Annotated in this window: 23 protein-coding genes; 18 read left to right on the top strand and 5 right to left on the bottom strand. The window is 72.0% G+C overall.

Annotation, left to right across the window (positions count from 1 at the left end):
- Window positions 1-31 precede the first annotated feature (31 nt).
- From OV079_RS26690 to OV079_RS26670, 5 genes are read left to right on the top strand one after another with little or no spacing between them, the layout of a single operon-like run.
- Entirely contained in the window at window positions 32-1000 is a 969-nt protein-coding gene (locus OV079_RS26690; protein WP_267771745.1) for a peptidylprolyl isomerase, read from the top strand.
- Entirely contained in the window at window positions 997-1842 is an 846-nt protein-coding gene (locus tag OV079_RS26685) for a peptidylprolyl isomerase (protein ID WP_267771744.1), read from the top strand. The genes OV079_RS26690 and OV079_RS26685 overlap by 4 nt, the downstream gene beginning before the upstream one ends.
- Before the next feature lie 28 nt (window positions 1843-1870).
- Entirely contained in the window at window positions 1871-2758 is an 888-nt protein-coding gene (locus tag OV079_RS26680; RefSeq protein WP_267771743.1) for a serine/threonine-protein kinase, read from the top strand.
- A gap of 17 nt (window positions 2759-2775) precedes the next feature.
- Window positions 2776-4593 (top strand): hypothetical protein, encoded by a 1818-nt coding sequence (locus OV079_RS26675; RefSeq protein ID WP_267771742.1) that lies wholly within the window; start codon window positions 2776-2778, stop codon window positions 4591-4593.
- The gene (locus OV079_RS26670; RefSeq protein ID WP_267771740.1) at window positions 4586-5122 is read left to right on the top strand and encodes a GNAT family N-acetyltransferase; all 537 of its coding nucleotides are present in this window, start codon (window positions 4586-4588) and stop codon (window positions 5120-5122) included. The genes OV079_RS26675 and OV079_RS26670 overlap by 8 nt, the downstream gene beginning before the upstream one ends.
- A gap of 77 nt (window positions 5123-5199) precedes the next feature.
- Here OV079_RS26670 and OV079_RS26665 read toward each other — a convergent pair whose 3' ends face one another.
- Window positions 5200-6279 carry a hypothetical protein gene (locus OV079_RS26665; RefSeq protein ID WP_267771738.1) on the bottom strand — a complete coding sequence of 360 codons (1080 nt, stop codon included), beginning with the start codon at window positions 6277-6279 and terminating at the stop codon, window positions 5200-5202.
- Window positions 6280-6771: 492 nt separating this feature from the next.
- Between OV079_RS26665 and OV079_RS26660 the strand changes: the two genes are divergently transcribed.
- Window positions 6772-7533: a PP2C family protein-serine/threonine phosphatase gene (locus OV079_RS26660; protein WP_267771737.1), complete on the top strand. Its 762-nt coding sequence runs from the start codon at window positions 6772-6774 to the stop codon at window positions 7531-7533.
- A gap of 174 nt (window positions 7534-7707) precedes the next feature.
- Here the strand turns inward: OV079_RS26660 and OV079_RS26655 are convergent, their stop codons facing one another.
- The gene (locus OV079_RS26655; RefSeq protein WP_267771736.1) at window positions 7708-9066 is read right to left on the bottom strand and encodes a sigma 54-interacting transcriptional regulator; all 1359 of its coding nucleotides are present in this window, start codon (window positions 9064-9066) and stop codon (window positions 7708-7710) included.
- A gap of 85 nt (window positions 9067-9151) precedes the next feature.
- Here OV079_RS26655 and OV079_RS26650 point away from each other — a divergent pair, with 85 nt between their 5' ends.
- Together OV079_RS26650 and OV079_RS26645 are read left to right on the top strand one after the other, a co-directional pair.
- Window positions 9152-10120, top strand: a complete 969-nt coding sequence (locus OV079_RS26650; RefSeq protein ID WP_267771735.1) for a serine/threonine-protein kinase — start codon at window positions 9152-9154, stop codon at window positions 10118-10120.
- 159 nt (window positions 10121-10279) lie between these two features.
- The gene (locus OV079_RS26645) at window positions 10280-11494 is read left to right on the top strand and encodes an NAD(P)/FAD-dependent oxidoreductase (RefSeq protein ID WP_338088938.1); all 1215 of its coding nucleotides are present in this window, start codon (window positions 10280-10282) and stop codon (window positions 11492-11494) included.
- 105 nt (window positions 11495-11599) lie between these two features.
- Here OV079_RS26645 and OV079_RS26640 read toward each other — a convergent pair whose 3' ends face one another.
- Window positions 11600-11743: a hypothetical protein gene (locus tag OV079_RS26640; protein WP_267771733.1), complete on the bottom strand. Its 144-nt coding sequence runs from the start codon at window positions 11741-11743 to the stop codon at window positions 11600-11602.
- Between the two features lie 834 nt (window positions 11744-12577).
- Here OV079_RS26640 and OV079_RS26635 point away from each other — a divergent pair.
- From OV079_RS26635 to OV079_RS26590, 10 genes are all read left to right on the top strand, one after another.
- A complete protein-coding gene (locus OV079_RS26635) occupies window positions 12578-13534 on the top strand; it encodes a hypothetical protein (protein WP_267771732.1) in 957 nt (318 codons plus the stop codon).
- A gap of 69 nt (window positions 13535-13603) precedes the next feature.
- Window positions 13604-15196 (top strand): ABC transporter ATP-binding protein, encoded by a 1593-nt coding sequence (locus OV079_RS26630; protein ID WP_267771731.1) that lies wholly within the window; start codon window positions 13604-13606, stop codon window positions 15194-15196.
- Window positions 15183-15467, top strand: a complete 285-nt coding sequence (locus OV079_RS26625; protein ID WP_267771730.1) for a hypothetical protein — start codon at window positions 15183-15185, stop codon at window positions 15465-15467. The genes OV079_RS26630 and OV079_RS26625 overlap by 14 nt, the downstream gene beginning before the upstream one ends.
- A 38-nt stretch (window positions 15468-15505) precedes the next feature.
- Window positions 15506-17092: a glycine--tRNA ligase gene (locus tag OV079_RS26620; RefSeq protein WP_267771729.1), complete on the top strand. Its 1587-nt coding sequence runs from the start codon at window positions 15506-15508 to the stop codon at window positions 17090-17092.
- Window positions 17089-17370, top strand: coding sequence for an oxidative damage protection protein (locus tag OV079_RS26615; protein ID WP_267771728.1), 282 nt, complete (start codon window positions 17089-17091; stop codon window positions 17368-17370). Before OV079_RS26620 ends, OV079_RS26615 begins: the two co-directional genes overlap by 4 nt.
- A 175-nt stretch (window positions 17371-17545) precedes the next feature.
- Window positions 17546-17755: an STAS domain-containing protein gene (locus OV079_RS26610; RefSeq protein WP_420829541.1), complete on the top strand. Its 210-nt coding sequence runs from the start codon at window positions 17546-17548 to the stop codon at window positions 17753-17755.
- An 837-nt stretch (window positions 17756-18592) separates the two neighbouring features.
- Window positions 18593-18967: a hypothetical protein gene (locus OV079_RS26605; RefSeq protein WP_267771727.1), complete on the top strand. Its 375-nt coding sequence runs from the start codon at window positions 18593-18595 to the stop codon at window positions 18965-18967.
- 461 nt (window positions 18968-19428) lie between these two features.
- Window positions 19429-19812 (top strand): hypothetical protein, encoded by a 384-nt coding sequence (locus OV079_RS26600; RefSeq protein WP_267771726.1) that lies wholly within the window; start codon window positions 19429-19431, stop codon window positions 19810-19812.
- Window positions 19758-20462 carry an amidohydrolase family protein gene (locus OV079_RS26595; protein ID WP_267771725.1) on the top strand — a complete coding sequence of 235 codons (705 nt, stop codon included), beginning with the start codon at window positions 19758-19760 and terminating at the stop codon, window positions 20460-20462. The genes OV079_RS26600 and OV079_RS26595 overlap by 55 nt, the downstream gene beginning before the upstream one ends.
- Window positions 20387-20656 carry an amidohydrolase family protein gene (locus OV079_RS26590; RefSeq protein WP_267771724.1) on the top strand — a complete coding sequence of 90 codons (270 nt, stop codon included), beginning with the start codon at window positions 20387-20389 and terminating at the stop codon, window positions 20654-20656. Before OV079_RS26595 ends, OV079_RS26590 begins: the two co-directional genes overlap by 76 nt.
- Window positions 20657-20732: 76 nt before the next feature.
- Here OV079_RS26590 and OV079_RS26585 read toward each other — a convergent pair whose 3' ends face one another.
- The gene (locus tag OV079_RS26585) at window positions 20733-21293 is read right to left on the bottom strand and encodes an FMN-binding negative transcriptional regulator (RefSeq protein WP_267771723.1); all 561 of its coding nucleotides are present in this window, start codon (window positions 21291-21293) and stop codon (window positions 20733-20735) included.
- A 10-nt stretch (window positions 21294-21303) separates the two neighbouring features.
- Window positions 21304-22359 carry a peptidoglycan DD-metalloendopeptidase family protein gene (locus OV079_RS26580; protein WP_267771722.1) on the bottom strand — a complete coding sequence of 352 codons (1056 nt, stop codon included), beginning with the start codon at window positions 22357-22359 and terminating at the stop codon, window positions 21304-21306.
- Window positions 22360-22376: the final 17 nt, after the last annotated feature.

Genomic DNA, 22376 nt, shown 5'->3' with positions numbered 1-22376 from the left:
GGGGCCGTCTTACCGCTAGCTTCGCCGGGACATGACGGACGAGACGGACGCGGCCCCCCGCGGCACCACGATGAAGACCATCGGCGCATGGCTCCTGCTCGGGATGCTGGCGCTCGCCTTCGGGCTCAGCTTCGGCCTGCCGAGCGACGCGATCACCTGCGGGCTCGAGCCGCTGGCCAAGACCTACGGCTCCAACGTGGTGGACGAGGACTTCCAGTACGAGTTCCGCGCCATCTCGCTGACCACCCGGATCCCCGAGGACCCGAAGATGCAGGAGATGCTCGGTCTGCGTGAGGAGGTGCTCGACGCGATCGTGGAGCGCCGCGTGCTCGGCGAGCTGGGCCGCCGCATGGGCCTGGTGGCCGACCTCCGCGACGCCGAAGATCTCACGGCCGACGGCCACATGATCGTGCTCGGCAAGACGTGGGACTGGCTGGCCGGTCAGGCTTTCAACTACGCCGCGTTCGAGCGCAACTGGCTGCCGCGCTTCGGCGTCGGCGAGCGCCGCTACCTCGAGTACCAGCGCGAAGAGGTGCTGGCCCGCACGGTGCGCGACGTGCTGGCGAGCGTGATCACGGTGTCCGAGGCCGAGGTCCGGAGCGCCTACGACCAGCGGCAGAACCAGCTGTCGCTGCGCTACGCCCGCTTCGAGGCCGGGCGCTTCGCCGACCTGGTCGACTCGTCGCGCGCGGACCTCGACAAGTACGTGGCCGAGCACAAGGACGAGCTGGTCAAGCAGTTCGAGTCGCAGGGCACGCGCTTCCTCAAGCTGCCGAAGCAGATCCGGCTGCGCTTCATCGAAGTCGAGAAGCCGCAGCCGCCGGCGGTCGACGCCGACAAGGCGACGCAGGAGAAGTACGCGGCCGACCTGGCGGCGACGCGGGCGAAGATCGACGCGGCGCTGGCCAAGCTGCAGGCGGGCGAGGACTTCCGCGCGGTGGCGCGGGCGACCTCCGAGGACGCCGACACGGCCGCCGCGGCGGCGACTACGGGTGGGTGACGCTCGAGGGCACCGGCACCGGGCTCGATCCGGCGGTCGACGAGGCGGCGCGCAAGCTCGAGGTCGGCGCGCGCTCCGACGTGGTCGAGAGCGACGAGGCGTTCTACATCGTCAAGGTCGAGGGCCAGCGCGAGGGCGACGTGCCGCAGGACGAGGCGATCCTCGACCTCGCCGAGGAGGCGCTGATGCGCGAGCGCGGCAAGGCGCTGGCGAAGCAGGCCGCGGCCGAGGCGCTGCAGGCGCTCAAGGACGGGTCGACGATGCAGCAGCTGTTCCGCTCGCCCGACGCGCTCGGCGGGCCGGCGGCCGGCGGCATCGACCAGCTCGAGATCCCCACCGACCCGCCCAAGGCGCCGAAGCCGGGCGACGACAAGCCCGAGCTGCGCGTCACCGGCCTGTTCAGCAAGGAGAAGCCGATCCCCGGCCTCGGCGTGAACCCCGAGATCACCAAGGCCGCGTGGGCCGCCGACCCGAAGGCCGAGTTCATCGACCAGGTGTTCGAGACGCCCGACGGCTTCATCCTCGCGTCCGTCGAGCGCAAGGAGACGGCGACGGACGAGGGCTTCGCGGCCGCCCGCGCGGGGCTGTACCGCGAGCTGTCCGAGGCCAAGGCGGCCAAGGTCACGGCCCGCTACGCCTATCACACGTGCCTCGGCGACAAGGCCCGCGGCGACATCGTCCCCTACGCCGACCGCGTGTCGCGGATGATGACCTACGACACCAAGGAGGCCTTCGACGAGAAGGGCAACCGGGTGCTGCGGCCGTACGTGATGTGCGACCGCGTCGGCAACCGCGGCGGCATGCTCAACCTGGCGGCCCTGACGGGCGGCGGCGGCCGCTAGCTGGCTGAAGGGACAGGTCGCAACGGCCATGGCGTCGGCGACCGGTCGTGACGGACAGGCGAGCGGCCTCGGCCTCCGCCTCGAGCTGGCCCAGGGGCCAGGCGGCCCGCGGGTCCGGCTGCACGCCGGCCCGGCCGACCTGGCGCCGGGGCTGCGCCTGGCGGTCCTGGTGGCCGAGCCGGTCGGCGAGGACCGGCCGCGCTCCACCGCGGCGCTGCGCGAGGGCTCCTGGCGCGCGCTCGAGGCCCGCCTCGAGGTGAGCGCGGAGGCGCTCGAGGGCGCGGCGCGGGCGCTGTGCGGGGGGACGATCGGGACCTGGCCCATCGGTCAGGTGATGGTCGACGCGGCCGGCGAGTCGGTGGTGCTGACGCTGACCGGGCCGCGCGACGACGGCTGGCCGGCGCTGGCGCAGATCGAGCTCGGCGTGGCGGTGGAGGACGGAGAGGTCGCGGTGCGCGCCCGCCGGGTGTGGGCGACGGGGCCGCTGGCGCCGTCGGCCGCGGCAGTGTGGCTGGCGGCGGCGCGCGGGCTCGCGCGCGGGCGCGAGGGGGCGGTGCGGCTGGACGGGGCGACGCTGCGGGTGAGGCCCGAGTGGCTGGTGCGGCGGGCGTTCCGCGCGGACGGGGCGGTCCCGCCGCGCACGCGCGGGCTGCAGGTGGCGCGGGTGCGCGGCGAGGGCCGCGGGCTGCGGATCGTGCTCGCGGACGTGACGCATGGGACAGGTCCCGAAGGGCATGCGCGAGAGGGCATGTCGGAACAGACAGGCCCGAAGGGGCATGTTTTCGAGGACATGTCCGATGGGCCCGAGGACCCGCTGGCCGAGCTGCGAGCGGCGCTGCGGGCCGGCGACCGCGCGGCGGCGCTGACCGCCCTGAGCTACGCGCCGGCGCCGACGCACCCGGGGCGCGCCGGCTGACGCGGGCGCTGGCGCAGGTGCAGGCCGAGCTGCTGCGCTTCCGCGACCGCGCGGGGGCGGCCGCGGCGGTGCGCGCGTGGCTGGCGGCGGCGCCCGACGACCCGGAGGCGTGGTGGCGGGTCGTCGTGGCGCAGGCGCGGGCGGGCGAGCCGGAGGGGGTGGTCCGCGGGCTGGCGGCGCTGGAGCGGGTGCCCGGCCCGCCAGCGGTGCGGCAGCGCCGGCGGGTGGCGCGGGCGCTGGTCGAGGCGGAGCAGCTCGGCGCCGGGGGGCGGGCTCGGGCTGTCCTCGAGGACATGTCCTGGAGCGGAGGACCGGCGGCGCAGGCGGAGGGCTGGCGAGCGCTGGCGATCGCGCGGGCCGGCGATCCGCAGGCGGCGGGCGAGCAGGTCGAGGCGGCGGTGAGCGCGGCGCTGGCCGCGGAGGCGCAGTGCGAGCGGGCCTGGGGCGAGGCGGCGGAGCTGCACGCGCGGGTGGCGGCGGCAGGTCGCCGCTGCGGACGCGACGTCGCGGAGGCCGAGCGGGCGGCTGGCGAGATCGTGGAGGCGGCGCTGCGACTGGCGCGCGAGGAGCGGCTGACGCGGCTGGGCGAGGCGATCACGGCGCAGATCGGGCGCGCCGATCGCAGGCGCGTACGCACGGAGCTGCAGGCGCGCGCGGCTCGCTCGCTCGACGCGGGGGCGATGCTGGCGCTGGCGCAGATGGTCGAAGAGACAGGTGATGGCTCGCGGGCGCGAGCGCTGCGGCAGGTGGCGGGCTTCCTGCTGCCGGGGTGCCGGGTGGAGGCTGAAGGGGCGAGGCGGCTCGCGGGCGCGCCGGAGCGCGGCGACGAAGCTCCGCAGGCCGACGACGGCGAGATCGCGGGGGCGGAGCGGGCGAGCGCGAGCGCGGTGTCGCCGGGGCAAGACGAGGGCGACGGCGTCAGGGTCGAGCGGGAGGGGTCGGGCGCGGTGTCGCCGGGGCAGGACGACGGCGACGGCGTCAGGGTCGAGCGGGCGGCGTCGGGCGCGAGCGAGGCTGCGGACGAGCGGCGAGCGGTTCACCGCGAGGCCGAGGCGTGGGGCGTGGGCGAGGAGGGCGGCGAGCCGCGCGAGGCGATTCGTGGCTGCTTGCGCGCGCTCGTGACCGCGACCGCGGGGATCCGCGCGGCCCGCGAGCTGACGCTGGTGGATCTGTCGGAGGCGCTGCGGGTGCAGGCGATCGTCGAGCCGGAGGTCGCATGGTTGCGCGCGGCCACGGGGCTGCGGCTACCGGTCCGCGTCGGCCGCGGCGGGCCCGAGGGGGGCGTGGCGATCCGCAACGAGCGCGAGCCGGCGCTCGTGGTCTACCCGGCGATCGAGCGCCAGGCCGCGCGCGAGCGGCGGTTCCGCCTCGCGCTGGCGGCGGAGCTGGTCCGCGGCGGCCTGGCGATCGTGCTCGACCCTGCCGGGGCGTCGCTCCACGAATTGCTGGCCGCGCTGGCGTGGCTGGGCGAACCGTCGCAGCCGCCGACGTTGCCCGGGGCGCAGACGATCGTGCGGCTCTGGCAAAAGCGCGGGGTGACGCCGGAGCAGTTCACGCCGGAGCTGCGGGCGCGGCTTGGCACGCAACTGGACGGTTGGCGGACCGACACGGCGAGCGTGACGCGGCTGGCGACGCTGCTGCGCGGCGACCACTGCGTGGCGGCGGCTCGCCTGTCGGGGGCGTTCGACGGGGCGCTGCTGGCGATCGGCCGCGACGCGCGGCTGCCGGCGCCGGTCGACGAGGCGAGCGCGCGCCAGGTGTGCGCGACCGACGAGGCGCAGCGGCTGTTCCGCGGCGCGGGGCTGTTCTTCGCGGCGGGGGATGAACATGTCTGAAGAGACAGATTGCTTCATGACCACGGCGCGCCTGCAGATCCGCCGGTTCCGCGAGGAGGACGCGGCGATCCTGGCGGCGTACCGCGCGGACCCGGAGGTGGCGCGCTATCAGGGCTGGACGGAATTCGACGAGGCCGGGGCGCGGGAGTTCATCGCCGGGCTGCGCGCGGGCCGGCCGGGGGTGCCGGGCGTGTGGTATCAATTCGCGTTGGCGCTGCTGTCCGAAGGGACATTGATCGGGGACGTCGGCCTGCGCCTGATCGCGGGCGAGCCGACCACCGCCGACATCGGTTACACGCTGATGACGCGCCAGCAAGGCCGCGGCCTGGCCAGCGAGGCGGTCCGCGCGGTCTGCGATTACGCGTCCTCGCAGCTGGGAGTGCGGCGAATCCAGGCGACGGTCGACGACCGCAACACGCGCTCGCTGGCGCTGGTGCGGCGATTGGGGTGGCGAGAGGAGGCGGCGGTCGAGACGATCTGGCGCGGGGAGCACTGCGTCGATCGCATCTTCGTGCTGTCGCGCGAATGAGCGAGAGCGGCGCGCCAGTGGTATGCACTTCAGGACATGTGCATGAGAGCATGTCCTGAAGGGCATCAGAGGAGGCGCTACTCGAAGTAGTACCACCACAGCGGGACGGCGTCGCCCTCGCTCATGGTGTAGTAGCCGGAGGCGTCGGGGGCGACGGCGAGGGTCTCGCCCTGGGCCTCGAGGGCGAGGGGGATCGTGCAAGGCTCGCCGGCGAAGGCGTCGGCGACGCTGGCGCCGGGCGGGCGCAGCCACAGGAACGCCTGAAAATAGGTGCGGACGGCGATGAAGTCGCCGGCGGGCGAGATGTCGCCGCCGGTGGCGACGATCGCCGGGAACTGGATCGGCGCGACCTCCTCGAGGGTGTACGGGCCGCCCGCGGCGACCGGGCCGGGGAGGCGGAAGATCCGGGTGGGATCGCCCTTGGCCACGATCACGAGGTCGCCGGTCTGCGGGTCGATCATCAGGGTCTCGGCGTTGTGCGGCTCGTCGGGGTAGACCAGCTCGATCGCCTCGACGCCCTCGACGGTGACCGTCGCGCCGCCGGCGGCCGCGGCGTCGGGCTCGGGGACGCGGTAGACGGTGATCCAGGGCCGCACCTCGGGGTTGTCGCCGATGTCGCCGAAGTACAACCATTCGCCCGCGGTTGGACCTGGCCCGGAGGACATGTCCTCCCAGTCGATCGCCAGCGCGTCCTCGACCTCGAAGGTGCCGAGGCGCGCGCCGCCTTCGTCGACCGCGAAGAAGCGCGCGCCGTCGCCGGAGTCGTTGTGCAGCCAGAACACGCCGGGCTGGCTGCGGCTGGCGACGAGGCCGGAGGTCTCGTGGATCTGGTCGTCGGCGACGATGGCGAGCTGCGCCGGCGCTGCGACCTGAGGGCAGCGCGCGAGGCCGCCGGTGGTGGTGTCGTCGGTGGTCGAGGACGAGGTGGTGAGGTCGCCGGTGGTCGTGGTGCTGGTGCCGCCGTCGCTGTCGCCGGTGGTGAGCGGCGCGCCGGTGGTGACGGGTCCGGTGGTGGTAATTGTGGTGGAGGTGGTGCCGACCGAGGTCGTGGTGGTCGCGTCGCCGGTGGTGCTGCTCGCAGACGTATCGGCGGGGCCGGCGTCGTTGCAGGCGAGCACGAGGGACGCAGCGGCGAGGACGATGCGAGGTGGAGCCACGGGGTGCGAAGATAACATCGGCGGTCCGCGTCCTCGCGACGGGGCCGTCACACGCGAGTCGGCGGCCCTGCGAGAGTCCGCGGACGTCCATGTCCCGCGGTGCGCGAGGCGTGGTCGTGACTGTGCTGGATCGGGGCGTCGCTTATGAAAGGACGGTGCGCCCCCTCGTGCCCCGGTCGATGTCGCTGCAGCGCCGTGGCATCGCGCGGGCGGGTGCGCCGGATCGACTCGGGAACGGCATGAGGAGGGCGGCGATCGCGGCGTACAGGCGCGCCGGCGACGACGAGAGCGAGGCGTCCGCGGCGGCGGTGGTCCAGGGCTCCTGGGGCGTGAGCGTTCGTCGACGGGTTGCGCGGCGCTGCGTCCTCCGCGCTGAGGTGGCGAGTCTCCACCTTTCCTGGGCAGGGGCGCGCGGGGTGGGGTGGTCGGTCACCAGGCGGGCGCGGACTTTCGCGGGGTTGGCCGCGGCGCGCGACTTGGAAGAGGGAGGGCATGCATGCCTTCGTCGCCAGCGCGCACACGTTCGTCGGCCGCCGTAAACACAATGAGGACTCGTATCTGCTCGACCCGGTGGAGGGCGTGTTCGCGGTCGCCGACGGCATGGGCGGCTACGCGGGCGGTGAAGTGGCGAGCCGGTTGGCGGTCGAATCGCTGGCGGAATTTTTTCAGCACGTGGCGGCCGACACCGAGGCGACCTGGCCTTACGGGCTGGACCCGTCGCTGAGCCTGGCGGAGAACCGGGTCGACGCGGCGATCCGCCTGGCGAACCGGCGGGTCTGCGCGGGCCGCCAGGGCTCGCTGCGCGACATGGGATCGACGATCGCCCTGGTGTCGCTGCTGGGGAGCTCGGCGATCGTGGCCCACCTCGGCGACAGCCGGGTGTACCGCCTGCGCGAAGAGACAGGCGGCCCGGCGCTCGTGCAGCTGACGCGCGATCACTCGCTGTACGAGCAGCTGCGCGAGGGCGGGGTCGCGCTGCCGCCGCTGGCGGAGTTCGGCTACGCGAACGTGATCACGCGGGCGCTGGGGCCCCACGAGGAGGAGCGGCCGGAGATGCACCGCGTCGAGCTGCGCGCCGGCGATCGCCTGCTGCTGTGCACCGACGGGCTGACCGGGCCGCTCGCGCCGGAGGCGATCGCCACGCTGCTGGCGGCCGGGCCGGTCGAGGAGGTGTGCGAGCGGTTGGTCCACGAGGCGTTCCTGGCCGGGTCGCGCGACAACATCACGGCGATCGTGATCGCGATGACCGAGTGACGAGGTGTTCGCGCGAACGGAGACGAGCCGACGCGCTCGAGCGGGGGCGGGCGCTGCTCCGGCCGTCTGCCGCTCGGCTCGCGCCGAGCGGCGGCAGTCGCTCGGCTCGCGGTATGTCTGATCGAGCGTGTCCGATGGGATATGTCCGATCGGGCATGTTCATGAGGACATGTCCTATTCGTCGCTGCTGCCGTCGGGCACGAGGCCGTGCTTGCGCAGGAGGGTGCGCAGGTGCTTGCGATCGACCCCGGCGGTGCGGGCGGCGGCGGAGATGTTGCCGTCGCTGCGGGCCAGGAGGTCGCGCAGGTAGCTGCGTTCGAAGGTGTGCAGCAGGCGCTGCTTGGCCTCGGCGTAGGGCAGGTCGGCGCGGACGCTCAGCTCGTCCTGGGCCTGGCTGTCCCCGGGGACATCCAGGCGCAGGTCGGCGAAGCGGCGGGCGGCGGGGGAGAGGGCGAGGGCGCGATCGAGGGCGTTGCGCAGCTCGCGGACGTTGCCCGGCCAGTCGTGGGCGGCGAGGCGGGCGAGGCCGGGGCCGTCGATGTCGCCGGCCTCGAAGCCGCGCGCGGCCAGCAGGGCGCGGGCGGTGACGGCGAGGTCCTCGCGACGGGCGCGCAGCGGCGGGAGGGCGACGCGGAGGACGCTGAGGCGATAATAAAGGTCGGGGCGAAACGCGCCCGCGGCCACCGCGGCGGCGAGCTCGCGCTGGCTGGCGGCGACGACCCGGACGTCGACCGCGACCTCGTCGTCGCCGCCGACGGGACGCACGGTGCGGGCCTCGAGCGCCCGCAACAGGCGCGATTGCAGGGCCAGCGGCAAGCTGTCGAGCTCGTCGAGGAAGAGGGTGCCGCCGTGGGCGCGGGCGAAGGCGCCCCGGCGGGCCTGCATCGCCCCGGTGAAGGCACCCTTGACGTGGCCGAACAGCTCGCTCTCGACGAGCGACTCGGGCAGGGCGCCGCAGTCGAGGGCGACGAAGGGGGCGCGGGCGCGGCCGCTGGCGCCGTGGATCGCCCGCGCCGCGACCTCCTTGCCGGTGCCGGTCTCGCCCTCGAGGAGGATCGACACGTCGCTGGCGGCGGCCAGCTCGAGCACGGCGAACACCTCGCGCATGACGAGGCTCTCGCCGACCAGGTCGCCGAAGCGGCGGCTGCGGCTGGGCTCGATCGCCAGCGCCGCCGGCTCCGGCTGGATCCGCAGGGTCGTGTGGCCGAGCCGCAGGACGGCCCCGGCCGGCACGCTGAGCTGGCCGACGGCGGCGCCCTGGTAGAGGGTGCCGTTCTTGCTGCCGAGGTCGGCGAGTACGAACTGTCCTTCGGGACCTGTCTCGATGCGCAGGTGCCTGCGCGACACCCGGGGGTCGCGCAGCACGAGGTCGCAGGCCGGGTCGGTGCCGACGACGATCGGGGCGCCGGCGATCGCGGCGGCGCGGCCCATGTCCGGGCCCTCGACGACGACCACCTGACAGCGCGCGGGGCGAGCGTCGGCGGCCGGGAAGTCGGGGTGGCCGAGGGCGACGGTGGCGACGGTCGAGCTCACCGCGGCAGCATAGCGGCCCCCGGCGGGAAAGCGCGGCCGGCGGACGAGGAGACAGGGCGCGCGACATCGCGTAATCTGGCCCCTCGTGAGCGAACCGCTCCCCGCGACCCTCGGGCCGTATCGCGTCGTGCGCCGGATCGGCCGCGGCGGGATGGCGGAGGTGCTGCTCGGGCTGCGCTACGGGGCGAGCGGGTTCGAGAAGCAGGTGGCGCTCAAGCTGCTGCGCCCGGAGCACCGCGGCCGCGCGGAGATCGAGCGCCTGCTGATCGCGGAGGCGAAGATGGGGGCGCGCTTCAGCCACCCGGGCCTGGTGCACGTCCACGATCTCGGGCTGCACTTCGGGGCCTACTTCGTGGTCATGGACTACGTCGACGGCGCCGACCTGGCGGCCCTGCTGGCCCGCCGGCCGCTGCCGCTGGGGCTGGCGCTGTGGCTGGCCGAGCAGGTGGCGCACGCGCTGGCCTACGTCCACGCGCTGACCGACGAGCTCGGTCGGCCGCTGGGGCTCGTGCACCGCGACGTGAGCCCGGGCAACATCCTGGTCTCGAGGACAGGTGACATCAAGCTGGCCGACTTCGGGATCGCCAAGGCGACGGCGCTGCGTGACATCACCTGGGGGCGAATGGTGAAGGGCAAGTTCGCGTACATGTCGCCCGAGCAGGTCGCCGGCGAGGCCGTCACCGCGGCCTCGGACCAGTTCGCGCTGGGGGTGACGCTCCATGAGCTGCTGCTGGGCCGGCGACCGTTCGACGGGCCCGGGCCGCTGGCGACGATGGAGAACATCCGCCGCATGCCGCTGCCCGAGGACCCCGAGCTCATGGCATTGCCGAGCCCGCTGCCCGAACTGCTCCGCCGCAGCATGGCCAAGCAACCTGCCGAGCGGTTCGTCGACCTCACCGAGCTGTCCCTGTGCTTGCATGCGGCGCGCCGCGGACTGCCACCCGTAAATCCCGGCGATGTCGGCAGTTGGGTGCGTGACGCTCTAGTGGCTCCCGATTCTCCCGAAGCGGCGCCCGGCGGGCCCCCGACGCTGGGCCTCGATACGCAGGGCTGATTTGCCGCGGCGATCCCCGGGGTCACGCGACCCGGGAGTTGCGACCGGGGCACGTCGTCGCCCCGATCTGACAATCGATTGACGACTCGTTGCTGTGACGTCGATCGCATTCGACGCAGCGAGTGGCCGCCCATCGTGCGCTGCATTGGATTAGGGTCCATGCATATGCGAAAACCAAGAGTCATCGTCGTCGGCGCCGGTCCTGCGGGAGGCGCCTGTTCTCTGTCGCTCGCGCGCACGGGCGCCTTCGAGGTGCTCGTGCTCGACAAGTCGCAGTACCCGCGCGTCAAGGTGTGCGGCAGCGGGCTGTCGCCGCACGCGCTCGACGTGCTGGTCAAGCTGGGTCTGCGCGAGCGGTTCGCGCCGCAGCACGGGGTGATCGACACGATGCTGGTGCGCGGGCCGGAGGGCGGCGAGCAGAGCCTGCACGCGGGGATCGAGGCGTGGGTGGTGCCGCGCGTCGAACTCGACCACGGCATCGTGCGCGCGGCGGTGGAGCACGGCGCCGAGCTGCGCGAGGGCACCAAGGTGCTCGAGCTGCTGCGCGACCCGGCCGGCCAGGTCCGCGGGGTCAAGGCCGAGAGCGGCGACATCGAGGCGGACCTGGTGATCTGCGCCGACGGCTCGCCGTCGCGGTTCTCGCGCGACGAGCTGCCGAAGACGACGATCCGCACGATCATGGGCTGGTGGCGCGGGACGCCCTACAATGGTCGCACTGCGCACATGGTGTGGGACCGCCGGCTGTCCGGCTATTACGCGTGGATGTTCCCCGAACCCGGCGAGGTGGTGAACATCGGCCTGACGATCCCGGAGAACGCGCCCGAGGCCGGCCGCCTCAAGGCGCTGTTCCAGGAGCTGCTCGACGAACACTGGGGCGACGGCCTCCGCGACGCCGAGCAGGTCGGCAAGTGGATGGGTCACCCGGCAGTGATCACGAACCGCGTCGGGCCGGTCGCCGAGGCGCACGCGATGTGGGTCGGGGAGGCGGCGCGCCTGGTCTCGCCGGGCACGGTCGAGGGCATCGGCTTCGCGCTCGAGAGCGGCTGCATCGCGGCCGACGTGGTCTCGCGCCACTTCCAGAGCGAGCGCGGACTGTCGATGCTGGCGACCGCGAGCTACCGGGCGCGCCTGGCGGCGTCGATGCTGCCGAAGTTCTGGGCCGGCGAGGCGCTCGCGCGCGGCGTGCAGGTCCCGCAAGTCCGGCGAATGGCCGACCGCCTGGTCCACAGCCCGATCGGCGCGTGGCTCGATCGCACGATCTCGACGGTGCTGGGCGACAACCGGCGCGAGGTCGCCGCGCGCCAGGCCGCTGACGCGGAGCGACCCAACAGCGACGCCCGCGGGGCCGTTGGCTCGCGGGCGTCGAGTCATTAAAGTTAAAGGGCGACGCCCGCGAGCCGGGGGCTCGCGGGCGTCGGTGATGCACGGGGACGTTCAGGGGGGACGAAGTCACCCGTGCGGGTGGAAAAAATCTCGGCCTCAATCGGACTTCGCGACCGCGAAGGTGCGCAGCACCTCGCGGTGGAGCCGGTTGCTCTCGATCCGGTCGCGGACCTCGGTGGTCGCGGCCGCGACCGCGGGGAGGATGAGGCCGAAGAGGGCGATAAAAGCGAGTGCGTCCATGGCAGGGCTCCTTACTTGACTCTTCGACTAGCGAAGCATGTGCCAGGTTTCGCTACTGGCAACGTTCTGAATTACACGGGTTGTGACGAGCGGCAGGAGAGGTGGCTACTCGAGTTGCTGGCGACCGAATCGGCGGTAGCCAGGGGAGCGGAGAACCACAATCCGAAGAAGCTCGCCGCGCCGCCCGCTGCGCCGTGCGAAGCGCTTCTGCCGGGTCGGCGCGGGTCGCAGCGACGGCGCCGGCGACCCGTCGCGAATGTAAGCAGGCGTACGAACCAGTCCACCCCTCGCTTCGACGTCGTCGCACTCCGACACGCGACGGGCGAGGCGATCACGCGCCGTCGTCGCGCGGCGCCGCCGGCGTCGTCGACGAGCTCGCGCGCTCAGCCGCGGACCCGGGCTGCGGCTACGAGCCGCGACTGTCGCAAGCCGGTCCGCCGGAGGCGGTGCGGTCAAGGAGATCGGCGGCCCGCGCCGTCGAGGCGAACTGCGCCGACGGCAAGTGGTCGGCCCGAGCCCGCGAAGGTCGACGACCCCGAGGTATCCCCGGCCGCCTCGTCCGCCATGGCGGGCTCGATCACCGGCGCGGTGCCGAGGGTCTCTCCGACGCGGGCTGTTCGCCCGGAGCGCGGCTGGAGATGCCTCGTGGATCCACGTCGGCGGCCGCCTGAAGACCGGCGAGGCCGAGCGGCCCCTGGCGCCAGTCGGCCCGGAAAACTCGTCCACGCAGCGGTTGCCGGGGGCCCGGGCGAACCCTGGAGAAATTCGCGCGCGGCGGGCTTGTGATAAAAGGCAGGAATGCTCTCCCGTCTGCATACCTCCTTGCTTTCCTCGTTGATCCTCGTCGGGGCCGCGTGCGGCGACGACGGCAACACCTCCGCGTCGGACACGACGACGGGCACGACGGACCAGCCGACGTCGACCGAACCGACGTCGACGACGACGACGACGGACAACCCGACGACGACGACGACGACGGACGAGACGACGACCACCACCACGGGGGAGCCGGAGACCACCACTCCGACGACGAGCACGACCACGGGGGTGATGCCGGGCGACTGCGCGGCGCCGGCCGACGACGCCGACGAGGACGGCGACACGATCGCCAACAAGGACGACAACTGTCGCTGCGACGCCAACCCGAATCAGCTCGACTTCGACGGCAACAGCGTCGGCAACGTGTGTGACGCGCCGCTGACCTTCACCATCGCCGACGGCGCCCCGCCCGAGTTCAACAAGCTCGACTCGACCGCGAGCGCCAAGATGGGCATCGGCTGCGAGTTCCCGGTCAGCCTGGTGGCGACGGGCGGCGACGTGCAGGTCACGCTCGACGACGAGGGCACCGCCAAGGTCTTCGCGGCCTCGCTCAACTTCGCCGACACCCCCGAGCTGACGTGCGAGATCCCGCTCATCCTCACGGTCAAGCTGGTCATCCAGCAGCTCGTGATCACCGGCGTCGATCCGTTCGCGGTCGGCTTCCCGTTCACGGTCTCCGACCACAACGCCGGCACGCTCACCGGCATGATGGACATGGTCCACAACATCCTCGTCAACGGCATCCTCAACATCACCGAGTCGTCGAACGAGGCGCTGGCGATGCCGGGCGAGTCGCCGCTGGAGGACGTGCCGGGCTCGTTCCCGGCCGGCACCATCAACGTCGCCAACGCGGGCGAGCAGATCACGCTCGACTTCGCCAGCGACGACCACATCGTCTTCCAGCAGACGACCATGGGCGGGCTCGAGATCACGTTGACCGGCCTCACCGGCAAGATTCGCCTGCGCCAGTGAGTCGTCCCGCTGCGCGGGCCGGCGGGGACCGTCAGGCCACGCGCGTGACGTGTTAGGCTGCGGTCCCCCATGGCCCAGCCGCCGCGCCCCGCGCTCGAGCTCCAGCCGCCCGTGAGCGCGGTCGAGAGCGCCCCCGAACAGAAGATAAGGCCCGTCGAGCGTCTGCGGCGGGTCTTCTCGTACACGCGCCCGTACACCGGCCGGCTCGTCGCCGCGCTGGTGTGCCTCGTGATCGCCTCCGGGCTCGGGCTCGTGTACCCGTACTACTTCGGCGCGCTGGCCGAGGCTGCGTTCACCAACGCGGCCGCGGCCGACACCGACGCGGCGTACCGCGAGCTCGGCGACAACACCGTGCTGCTGCTGGTGGTGTTCCTGGCGCAGGCGGTGTTCGTGTTCTTCCGCCACTACTTGATGACCTGGCTCGGCGAGCGGGTCGTCGCGGACCTGCGGATCGCGCTCTACCGCCACCTGGCGGTCATGCCGCAGAGCTTCTTCCACCGCACGCGCTCCGGCGAGCTGCTGTCGCGCCTGTCCGACGACGTCACGCGCCTGCAGAGCACCGTCGGCCAGGACCTCAGCATCTTCCTGCGCAACGTGCTGACGCTGGTCGGCGGGATCGCGGTGCTCTTTTGGATGAACTGGAAGCTGACCGCGGCGATGCTGGCGGTGGTGCCGGCGCTGATGATCGCCGCCAACTACTGGAGTCGCATCATCCGCGAGCTCAGCCGCAAGGCCCAGGACGAGCTGGCGACCGCGAGCGGGGCGCTGCAGGAGGGCCTGGCGGCGATCGAGACGGTGCAGGCGTTCACGCGCGAGGACTACGAGGTGCGGCGCTACGGCGGCGCGATCGAGAACACCTTCGGGCTGTTCATCAAGCGGGCGATCGCTCGCAGCTGGTTCGCGGCGGTGATCAGCTTCTTCGCCTTCGCCGCGATCGCGGGGCTGTTCTGGCTCGGCGGCAGCATGGTCATCGAGGGCGAGATCACGGCCGCCGAGCTGACCAGCTTCATCTTCTACACGCTGATGGTGGCCGGCTCGGTCGGCGCGCTGGCCGAGCTGCTCGGCGGGCTGCAGTCGACCTTCGGGGCGACGGCGCGGATCTTCGAGATCCTCGACACCCCGCCCGACATCGCCGATCCGCCGGCGCCGGTGGCGAACCCCGCGGTGGCCGGCGAGATCCGCTTCGTCGGCGTGTCCTTCACCTACGGCGACCGCGACGTCGCCGTGGTCCGCGACATCGACCTGCACATTCGGCCAGGTGAGGTGTGCGCCCTGGTCGGCTCGTCGGGCTCGGGCAAGACGACGCTGGGCCGGCTGGTGCTGCGCTTCTGGGACCCGTCGGCGGGGGCGATCCTGCTCGACGGCCACGACCTGCGGGCGCTGCGGCTGGAGGACCTGCGCGGGTCGATGGCGATGGTCTCGCAGGACCCGGTGCTGTTCAGCGGGACTGTCCGCGACAACATCCGCTACGGGCGGCTCGACGCCACTGACGCGGAGATCGAGGCGGCGGCGCGGGCGGCCAACGCCGACGGGTTCATCCGCGAGTTCCCGCAGGGCTACGACACGGTGGTCGGCGAGCGCGGGGTGAAGCTGTCCGGCGGTCAGCGGCAGCGGGTGTCGATCGCGCGCGCTGCTGCGCGACCCCAAGGTGCTGATCCTTGACGAGGCGACCTCGGCGCTCGACGCCGAGAGCGAGCACCTGGTCCAGGGCGCGCTCGAGGTGCTGCAGCGCGGGCGCACGACTTTGGTCATCGCCCACCGGCTCAGCACGATCCGCGACGCCGACCGGATCGTCGTCCTCGACCACGGGCGGATCGCCGAGACCGGGCGTCACGGCGAGCTCCTGGCGCGGGGCGGGGTCTACGCAAGGTTGGTCGCCCGCCAGGCCGCCGCCGCCGCGGACAGCCCCGGCGAGGTCCCGGGCGGGCCGTAGCGCCTGGCCGGAGCCCTGTGCTACACCTCGCGGCCGCCATGGAAGACAGCCAGAAACCGGACCTGATGGACAAGATCGTGTCGCTCTGCAAGCGACGGGGCTTCGTGTTCCAGAGCTCCGAGATCTACGGCGGGCTGCGCTCCGCCTACGACTACGGCCCGATGGGCGCGGAGCTGAAGCGCAACCTGATGAGCGAGTGGTGGCGCTTCATGGTCCACAGCCGCGAGGACGTGGTCGGCATCGACGCGTCGATCATCATGCGGCCGGAGGTGTGGCAGTCGAGCGGCCACCTCGCCAACTTCTCGGACCCGCTGGTCGACTGCAAGGTCTGCGGCGAGCGCTTCCGGGCCGACAAGGCCCCGCGCAAGGCCGAAGGCGAGGACGCGCCGATCACCCTCGGCGACAAGGGCCGGGCCAAGGCGGCGCAGGAGAAGCTGACCGAGGCCGGGGTCAAGCTGCAGCGCGACGGCACCACGCTGAACGGGGCCAAGGCCGGGGCGGCCGGCTACGTGTGCCCGAACTGCGGCTCGCCGTTCCTGAGCGACGAGCGCCGCTTCAACCTGATGTTCCGCACCAGCCTCGGCCCGGTCGACCCGATCGGCGACGTCGTCGACATCGTGCGCAAGGCGATGGCCGAGGGCGCCGACGACAAGGCGCTGCGCGCGAAGGTCGAGGGCGCGCTGGCGGCGTCGTCGGTGTACCTGCGGCCCGAGACGGCGCAGGCGATGTTCGTGCAGTTCCTGAACGTGCAGCAGAGCCTGTCGCTCAAGGTCCCGTTCGGCATCGCCCAGATGGGCAAGAGCTTCCGCAACGAGGTCACCGCCGAGCACTTCATCTTCCGCTCCTGCGAGTTCGAGCAGATGGAGTGCGAGTACTTCGTGCCGCCCGGCGAGGGCCCGAAGTACCTCGATTACTGGATGAACGAGCGCATGAAGTGGTGGAGGTCGATCGGCATCAAGGTCGACAACCTGCGCTTCCGCAAGCACGACGACGACGAGCTCGCCCACTACTCGGACGGCTGCTACGACGTCGAGTACAAGTTCCCGTGGGGCTGGGACGAGCTCGAGGGCATCGCCAGCCGCACCGACTTCGACCTCAAGGCCCACGCCGCCGGCTCGGGCAAGAAGCTGACCTACTTCGACCCCGAGGCCGTCGACCCCGAGACCGGCAAGCCCGGCCGCCACTACGTGCCGCACGTGGTCGAGCCGGCCGCCGGGGCCACGCGCGGGGTCCTGGCCGCGCTGTGCGACGCCTACGACGAGGAGCCCGCCGACGCCGAGGGCAAGGGCGCGCGCACGGTGCTGCGCCTGCACCCGCGCCTGTCGCCGATCAAGGTCGGCGTGCTGCCGCTGGTCAAGAAGGACGGGATGCCCGAGGTGGCGCGCAAGGTGGTCGAGGCGTTCTTCGGCGCCGGCGTCAACGCCAAGTACGACGAGCAGCACGCGATCGGCCGCCGCTACGCCCGCCACGACGAGGTCGGCACGCCCTACTGCCTCACGGTCGACACGCAGACGCTGCAAGACGAGACGGTCACGATCCGCTACCGCGACGACCGCCGCCAGGAGCGCATCAAGATCGCCGACGCGGTCGACACGGTCCGCAAGGCCCTGACGGAGACGACATGAACACGCCCCGCATCGTCCACTGCAAGAAGCTCGACCAGGACCTGCCGGCCCTGCCGTTCAAGCCGTTCCCCAACGAGTTCGGCCAGCTGCTCTACGACAACATCAGCCTCCAGGCGTGGCAGATGTGGATCCGCGAGTCGCCGAAGTTCATCAACACGTACCGCCTCGACCTGCAGTCGAAGGAGGGCCGCGACTTCCTCGAGAAGCAGATGCGGATCTTCTTCGGCTTCGAGCAAGGCGACCTGGCCGACACGGCCTTCGTGCCGCGCGAGGGCTGAAGGGCCGCGCGCTTGCGCGCGGCGAGGTCGCGGAGGCGCGCGTTCGCGGCGTCGCGTCCGCGGCGTCGCGAGGGTACCCTGGGCGCGATGGCCTTCACCCGCAGCGACGACGGCGACAAGAGCGTCCTCTCTCTCAGGCAGCCTCGATGGGCACTCGGTCGAGGCGTTCAGGGCGCTGGCGGACGCGCTGGTCGCCGAGGGGCGGCGTCACGTCGTCCTCGACATGACCGAGCTGACGAACATCGAGACTCCGGGCGTGGCCGCGGTCGTCGCGCTTCACAAGCACACCCGCGAGATCGGCGGCGAGGTGCGGATCGTCGGAATCAACGCTCAGCCGCTGGCGATCTTCAAGCTGCTGCGCTTCGACAAGGTGTTCGACCTGTGACGCCTCGCTCGCCCGTCCAAGCGATTGCGGCGGTTCGACGAGCCGTGTGACCCGGGACGGGCGGCTCGTTCGCCGCCGTTCGTGAGTGAGAGGCGAGCGCGGTCGCTCGCTCGCTGCAACGTCGCCCGCGCCGGGTGAGGATTCGGCAGAGTCCGCTGATTCGGTAGAGGTTGGCGCAGGCGAGCCGGGGAGCGATCGCCGGCGATCGCGTTGCTGCGCCGGCGGTGCGCCGTAGCGTTGCCGCGTGATGATCCGAAGCTCGATCGTCGGCGCAATGCTCGTACTGTCGCCCGCCTGCGCCGAGCAGACGCAGGACACCGATTCACCGGCCGGGGTGGACACGACCGGCTTGATCGACACGACCGGCGGCGAGACCGAGGGTGCGGCGGTGCTGTCGCCCGCGGGGTTCGGCCGGCGACTGTCGCAGGCGGCCTGCGCCAAGGTGTTCGACTGCTGCTCGCCCGTCGATCGGCGGCGGCTGTTCCTGACGTTCCCGCACGAGGCGGTCGCCGACGCGGACGATTGCGAGGAGTTCTACGGGCCTCGGTTGGTCGAGTTCGAGCGCGGCGTCGCGGGCTCGGCGCTGGCCGGGCGGTCCGAGTGGGACGGGGAGGCGGCTGCGGCCTGCGTCGAGCGGCTGAATGCGATGAGCTGCCAGGAGTACGCGGCGCAGAGCCGGCCGGCGGACGCGGGGTTGATCGATTGCCGGGTGCTGACGGGGAAGGTGTCGCCCGCGGGTAAGTGCCGCGACGACGGCGAGTGCATCCGCGGCTTCTGTCGCGGCGCGTCGCAATGGCAGGACGGCTCCTGCGCGATGCTGCCGGCGGTCGGCGAGCCATGCCCCGACAATCGCTGCCAGGAGGGACGCGCTGCGACTGGTCGGGCGAGAAGCCGCTGTGCGTGGCGCCGAGCGCCGACGGCGAGCCGTGCGTGTCGGCCGAAGAGTGCCGATCGAACGGCTGCAGCGCCCCGGTGTTCGGCTCCGGGGTGTGCGGCGAGCCGCGCGTGTGCGACGGCGATTCAGAGGACGACGAGGACGTGATCGCGGCCTGCGCTCAGGACAGGGGCGAGCGACGGGTCCAGTGCAAGCTCGCCAGCGAGGGCCCCTGGTCCTGCGATTGTCTGAAAAAGGACACAGTCGAGACGCACTGCTCGCCAGGGCTGACGGACCCGAACGCTGACGTGTGCAATCGCCTCAATTGCTGCCCGTGAGCACCGGCGCTCGCTCCAGCAGGCATCGCGCGCGGCGGGGCTGCGGCGGCCAGAAGTCGCCGGCGGCCACGAGAGGAGAACGGCGGCGGTCCACGCCAGGCGCGTGTCTGCTGATCGACGACCGTTCGTAGACCAGCGTGTGCCTGCACGCCGAGGTGCGAGGTGGTAGGAGGCCGTCCATTTCCTCGGGCTATTTCGCAAGTCTGGAATCGCCGGCCGTGCGGCAAATCATGAGCCGGAGGCTGCGCCGGCTCGAGCCATCGAGGGCTCGCCTTTTATAAAGGAGGACAATGCGCCGCGTTTATCGTCCTATCTTTGCATTACGCGCCGGGTCCGCGCCGACGTCCCACATTTCCCGAATATCGGCGCAAGACGGCGTGCGCTCGTCCAGGACGACGGCTCGGCTCCGCTTGCAGGGCTGGATCTTCGCACTCGTGGGTTGTCAGGCTGGCTCGGACGGTATGTCTGCCCCGGCCTCACCGACCGCCGCGAGCACGAGCGGCCGGACCTGCGAGAGCGCCGAGCGGGCGGTCAAGCTCGGGCGGTTGATCGATCCACTGGACGGCGGCGTGCTCGCGCCCGCGATCGTGATCGTGCGCGAGGGTCGGATCGTCGCAGTCGAGACCGACGAGGCGAAAATACCGTGCGGCGCGCAGATCATCGACTGGTCCGCCTACAGCGGCGTCCCCGGGCTCGTCGACGCGCACACACCCTGTCTTATCAGACCGACGACGAGCCCGGCAGCGAGCCTTGGTCGCGGCGATGGTGGCTCGTCCAGGAGGAGCCGGCGGTGGTGGACGCGCTGGCGCGCCGGGCGGCGGAGAAGACGGTCAAGCTCGGCGTGACGACTGTGATCGACAAGGGGGCTGGCCCCGGGTCGCCCATCGTCGCCCGGATGCGCGACGACAGCGCTGCGGGGAGGCTCGTCGGTCCGCGGATCTACACCGCCGGGAGAGGCATCAGCGGGCCGGTGCCCTCGATCGCGCACATCCAGGCGGAGATCCAGCAGAACGTGGCGGAGGGCGCCGATCTGATCAAGGTGTATGCCGACACCTGCAGCGATGACACGCTCACTTGCACGGCGAGCTTCACCCTCGAGGAGCTCACGGCCGCGGTCGACGAGGCGCACCTGCTCGGCAAGCCGATCGCCGTCCACGCGTATCACGCGGACACCGCGAGGCTGGTGATCATGGCCGGCCCGGACGCGATGGAGCACCCCGAGGGCCTCGACACGATCGACTTCATGGACATGATCGCCCTGGGGATCACCTACGTCCCGACGATCGATCACAACCGCTATTACCGGGACAACCTCGGTTACTTCGAGTACGACCTCGAGATGAGGGCAGAGTTCGACGCATACATCGCGCTGAACCTCGCCACCACCAACCTGGCCCACCTCGCCGGGGTCGAACTGCGATGGGCTCGGACGCGGTGTTCTCCGGGTTCGGCGAGAACACGCGCGAGCTCGAGTGGTTCATCGAGGCCGGGATGACCCCGCTCGAGGCGCTGCGCGCGGCGACGATCCGGGGCGCGGCGAGCATCGGCGTCGAAGACCAGGTCGGGCGGGTGGCGGTCGGCTACTTCGCCGACATCGTCGCGGTCGACGGCGACCCGCTGACCGACATCCGCGTGCTGCTCCACGCGGTCCGCGGCGTCATGAAGGGCGGCGAGCTCGTCTCGCCCTGAACGACGACCTGTCCTGGAGGTCAGGTCTTCTCGGGCGCGAGCAGGGCGCCGAGCAGGGGCCGCAGATCGGTCTGCGTCACCTCGGCCAGGTGATCGGCGGCGATCTGCGCCTGCGCGTCGCCCTTGTCCTGCGCCAGTTTAAAATGGCGCGCATGCTGGCGATCTCGAGCTCGAAGCCGAACACCATGTCGAGGAAGCGCTCGAAGTTCCGCTGCTCGCGGGTGAGGCGATAGTCGGAGTCCTTCGGCTCGTGCAACTCGGCGAGGCGGAACAGGATGTCGGCGACGCGCTCGCGGTCGGTGAGCGGGCGGGCGAGCGCGTGGACGTGGACGGTGACGTAGTTCCACCCGGGGTAATGTTCGGTCGGGTAGATCGACGGGCTGATGTAATGATTGGGGCCGTGGAACAGCGCGTAGACGCGGGGGTCGGCGCGCAGCGCGGCGCCGTGGGGGTTGTTGCCGTCGAAGTGCCCGAGCAGGACGCCGTGGGGCTCGCGCGTGTCGTCGAGGACGAGCGGCACCTGCGTCACCGTCGGCCACGGCGCGCCGGCGGAGATCAGGGTGGCGAGCGGGAAGGCCCGCATCACCGCGTGCAGCTTGGCGCGGTCGGTCGACTGGAACGGCGCGAGCGGGTACACGAAGGACCGCTCAGGGGCAGTTCATCGAGGTGACCATCTCGCCGGTGACCGGCACGCCGTCGTCGGGCACGTCCTCGAAGGAGACCGGGATCGACTGGCAGAATCCGCTGCCGCAGTTCTCCTGGCGGGCGACGTGGGCGTGCGGGCCGGTCGACCAGCCGGTCGAGCCGGTCAGGCCGACGACGCCGCCGCGCGGGACGACCTGGCCCATGCTGACCTGGACCGCGCTCAAATGCGCGTACACCGAGCCGGTGCCGTCATTGTGCAGCAGGGTCACGAAATTGGTGTAAGGGTTGCATTCCTGACCGCCGCCGTTGTAGCAGGGGTCGCCCGGCATGGTCTCGGCGTACAGCTTCGAGACCGTGCCGTCGGCGATCGCCACCAGCGGGGTGCCCGAGGCCAGCGAGAAGTCGAACGCGTAGGCCGAGTTGCCCATGTGGCTGAAGTCGCCGTTGTTGCCCTGGGTGATCGTGGTGCTGGTGCCGCACTGCAGCGGCAGGAAGAAGCCGTCCTCGTCGGGCGGGGGCTGCTCCGGGATGCACTCGACGAAGGTGCCGAACACGTAGCCCTCGGGCCACGGGCCCGCGATCTGGTACCAGGTGTCCGCGCCGTCGATGTTCTCGCCCTGCACGATCGCCAGGACGTCGTGGACCGTGCCGTTCTCCACCGTGCCGACCACCGCCATGGCCGTCGACGGGGTGGGGCGGACGTTGAGCACGTCGTTCGGCGTGACGATGCGGATCTGCGGGCACGGGTCGAGCGGCTCGCCGGTGGTGCCCGTGGTGGTCTCGGGGTCGCCGGTGGTGTCGGGGCCGGTCGGGCCGATGCCGGTGGTGGTGGAGAGCTCGCCCGGATCGGTGGTGCCGGTGGTGCCGGTGGTGGTCGTCGGGTCGGGCAGGCCGGTGGTGGTGGTCGTGTCGGTCTCGCCCTCGCTGGTGTCGCTGTCGCCGCCGGTGAGGGTGATGAAGGGCGAGCTCGCCGAGTCGGTCGCCTGCGGCTCTCCTCCGCCGGCGCAGGCGGTGCTGAAGACGACGAGCGCGAGCCACGGGCGCGGACGACGGTGCATCCTTCGGGGGTACTCGA

The organism is Nannocystis pusilla (genome assembly GCF_026626665.1).
GTDB lineage: Bacteria > Myxococcota_A > Polyangia > Nannocystales > Nannocystaceae > Nannocystis > Nannocystis pusilla.
This window is presented reverse-complemented; position numbering and strand designations above follow the sequence as displayed.

Coding starts and splice junctions, on each gene's coding strand:
- OV079_RS26670 (WP_267771740.1), top strand. CDS start 4,586: ATGTCTGAAGAGACAGATTGCTTCATGACCACGGCGCGCCTGCAGATC.
- OV079_RS26605 (WP_267771727.1), top strand. CDS start 18,593: ATGCCCCGACAATCGCTGCCAGGAGGGACGCGCTGCGACTGGTCGGGC.
- OV079_RS26660 (WP_267771737.1), top strand. CDS start 6,772: ATGCATGCCTTCGTCGCCAGCGCGCACACGTTCGTCGGCCGCCGTAAA.
- OV079_RS26600 (WP_267771726.1), top strand. CDS start 19,429: ATGTCTGCCCCGGCCTCACCGACCGCCGCGAGCACGAGCGGCCGGACC.
- OV079_RS26640 (WP_267771733.1), bottom strand. CDS start 11,743: ATGGACGCACTCGCTTTTATCGCCCTCTTCGGCCTCATCCTCCCCGCG.
- OV079_RS26630 (WP_267771731.1), top strand. CDS start 13,604: ATGGCCCAGCCGCCGCGCCCCGCGCTCGAGCTCCAGCCGCCCGTGAGC.
- OV079_RS26645 (WP_338088938.1), top strand. CDS start 10,280: ATGCATATGCGAAAACCAAGAGTCATCGTCGTCGGCGCCGGTCCTGCG.
- OV079_RS26690 (WP_267771745.1), top strand. CDS start 32: ATGACGGACGAGACGGACGCGGCCCCCCGCGGCACCACGATGAAGACC.
- OV079_RS26590 (WP_267771724.1), top strand. CDS start 20,387: ATGGGCTCGGACGCGGTGTTCTCCGGGTTCGGCGAGAACACGCGCGAG.
- OV079_RS26615 (WP_267771728.1), top strand. CDS start 17,089: ATGAACACGCCCCGCATCGTCCACTGCAAGAAGCTCGACCAGGACCTG.
- OV079_RS26580 (WP_267771722.1), bottom strand. CDS start 22,359: ATGCACCGTCGTCCGCGCCCGTGGCTCGCGCTCGTCGTCTTCAGCACC.
- OV079_RS26620 (WP_267771729.1), top strand. CDS start 15,506: ATGGAAGACAGCCAGAAACCGGACCTGATGGACAAGATCGTGTCGCTC.
- OV079_RS26680 (WP_267771743.1), top strand. CDS start 1,871: ATGGCGTCGGCGACCGGTCGTGACGGACAGGCGAGCGGCCTCGGCCTC.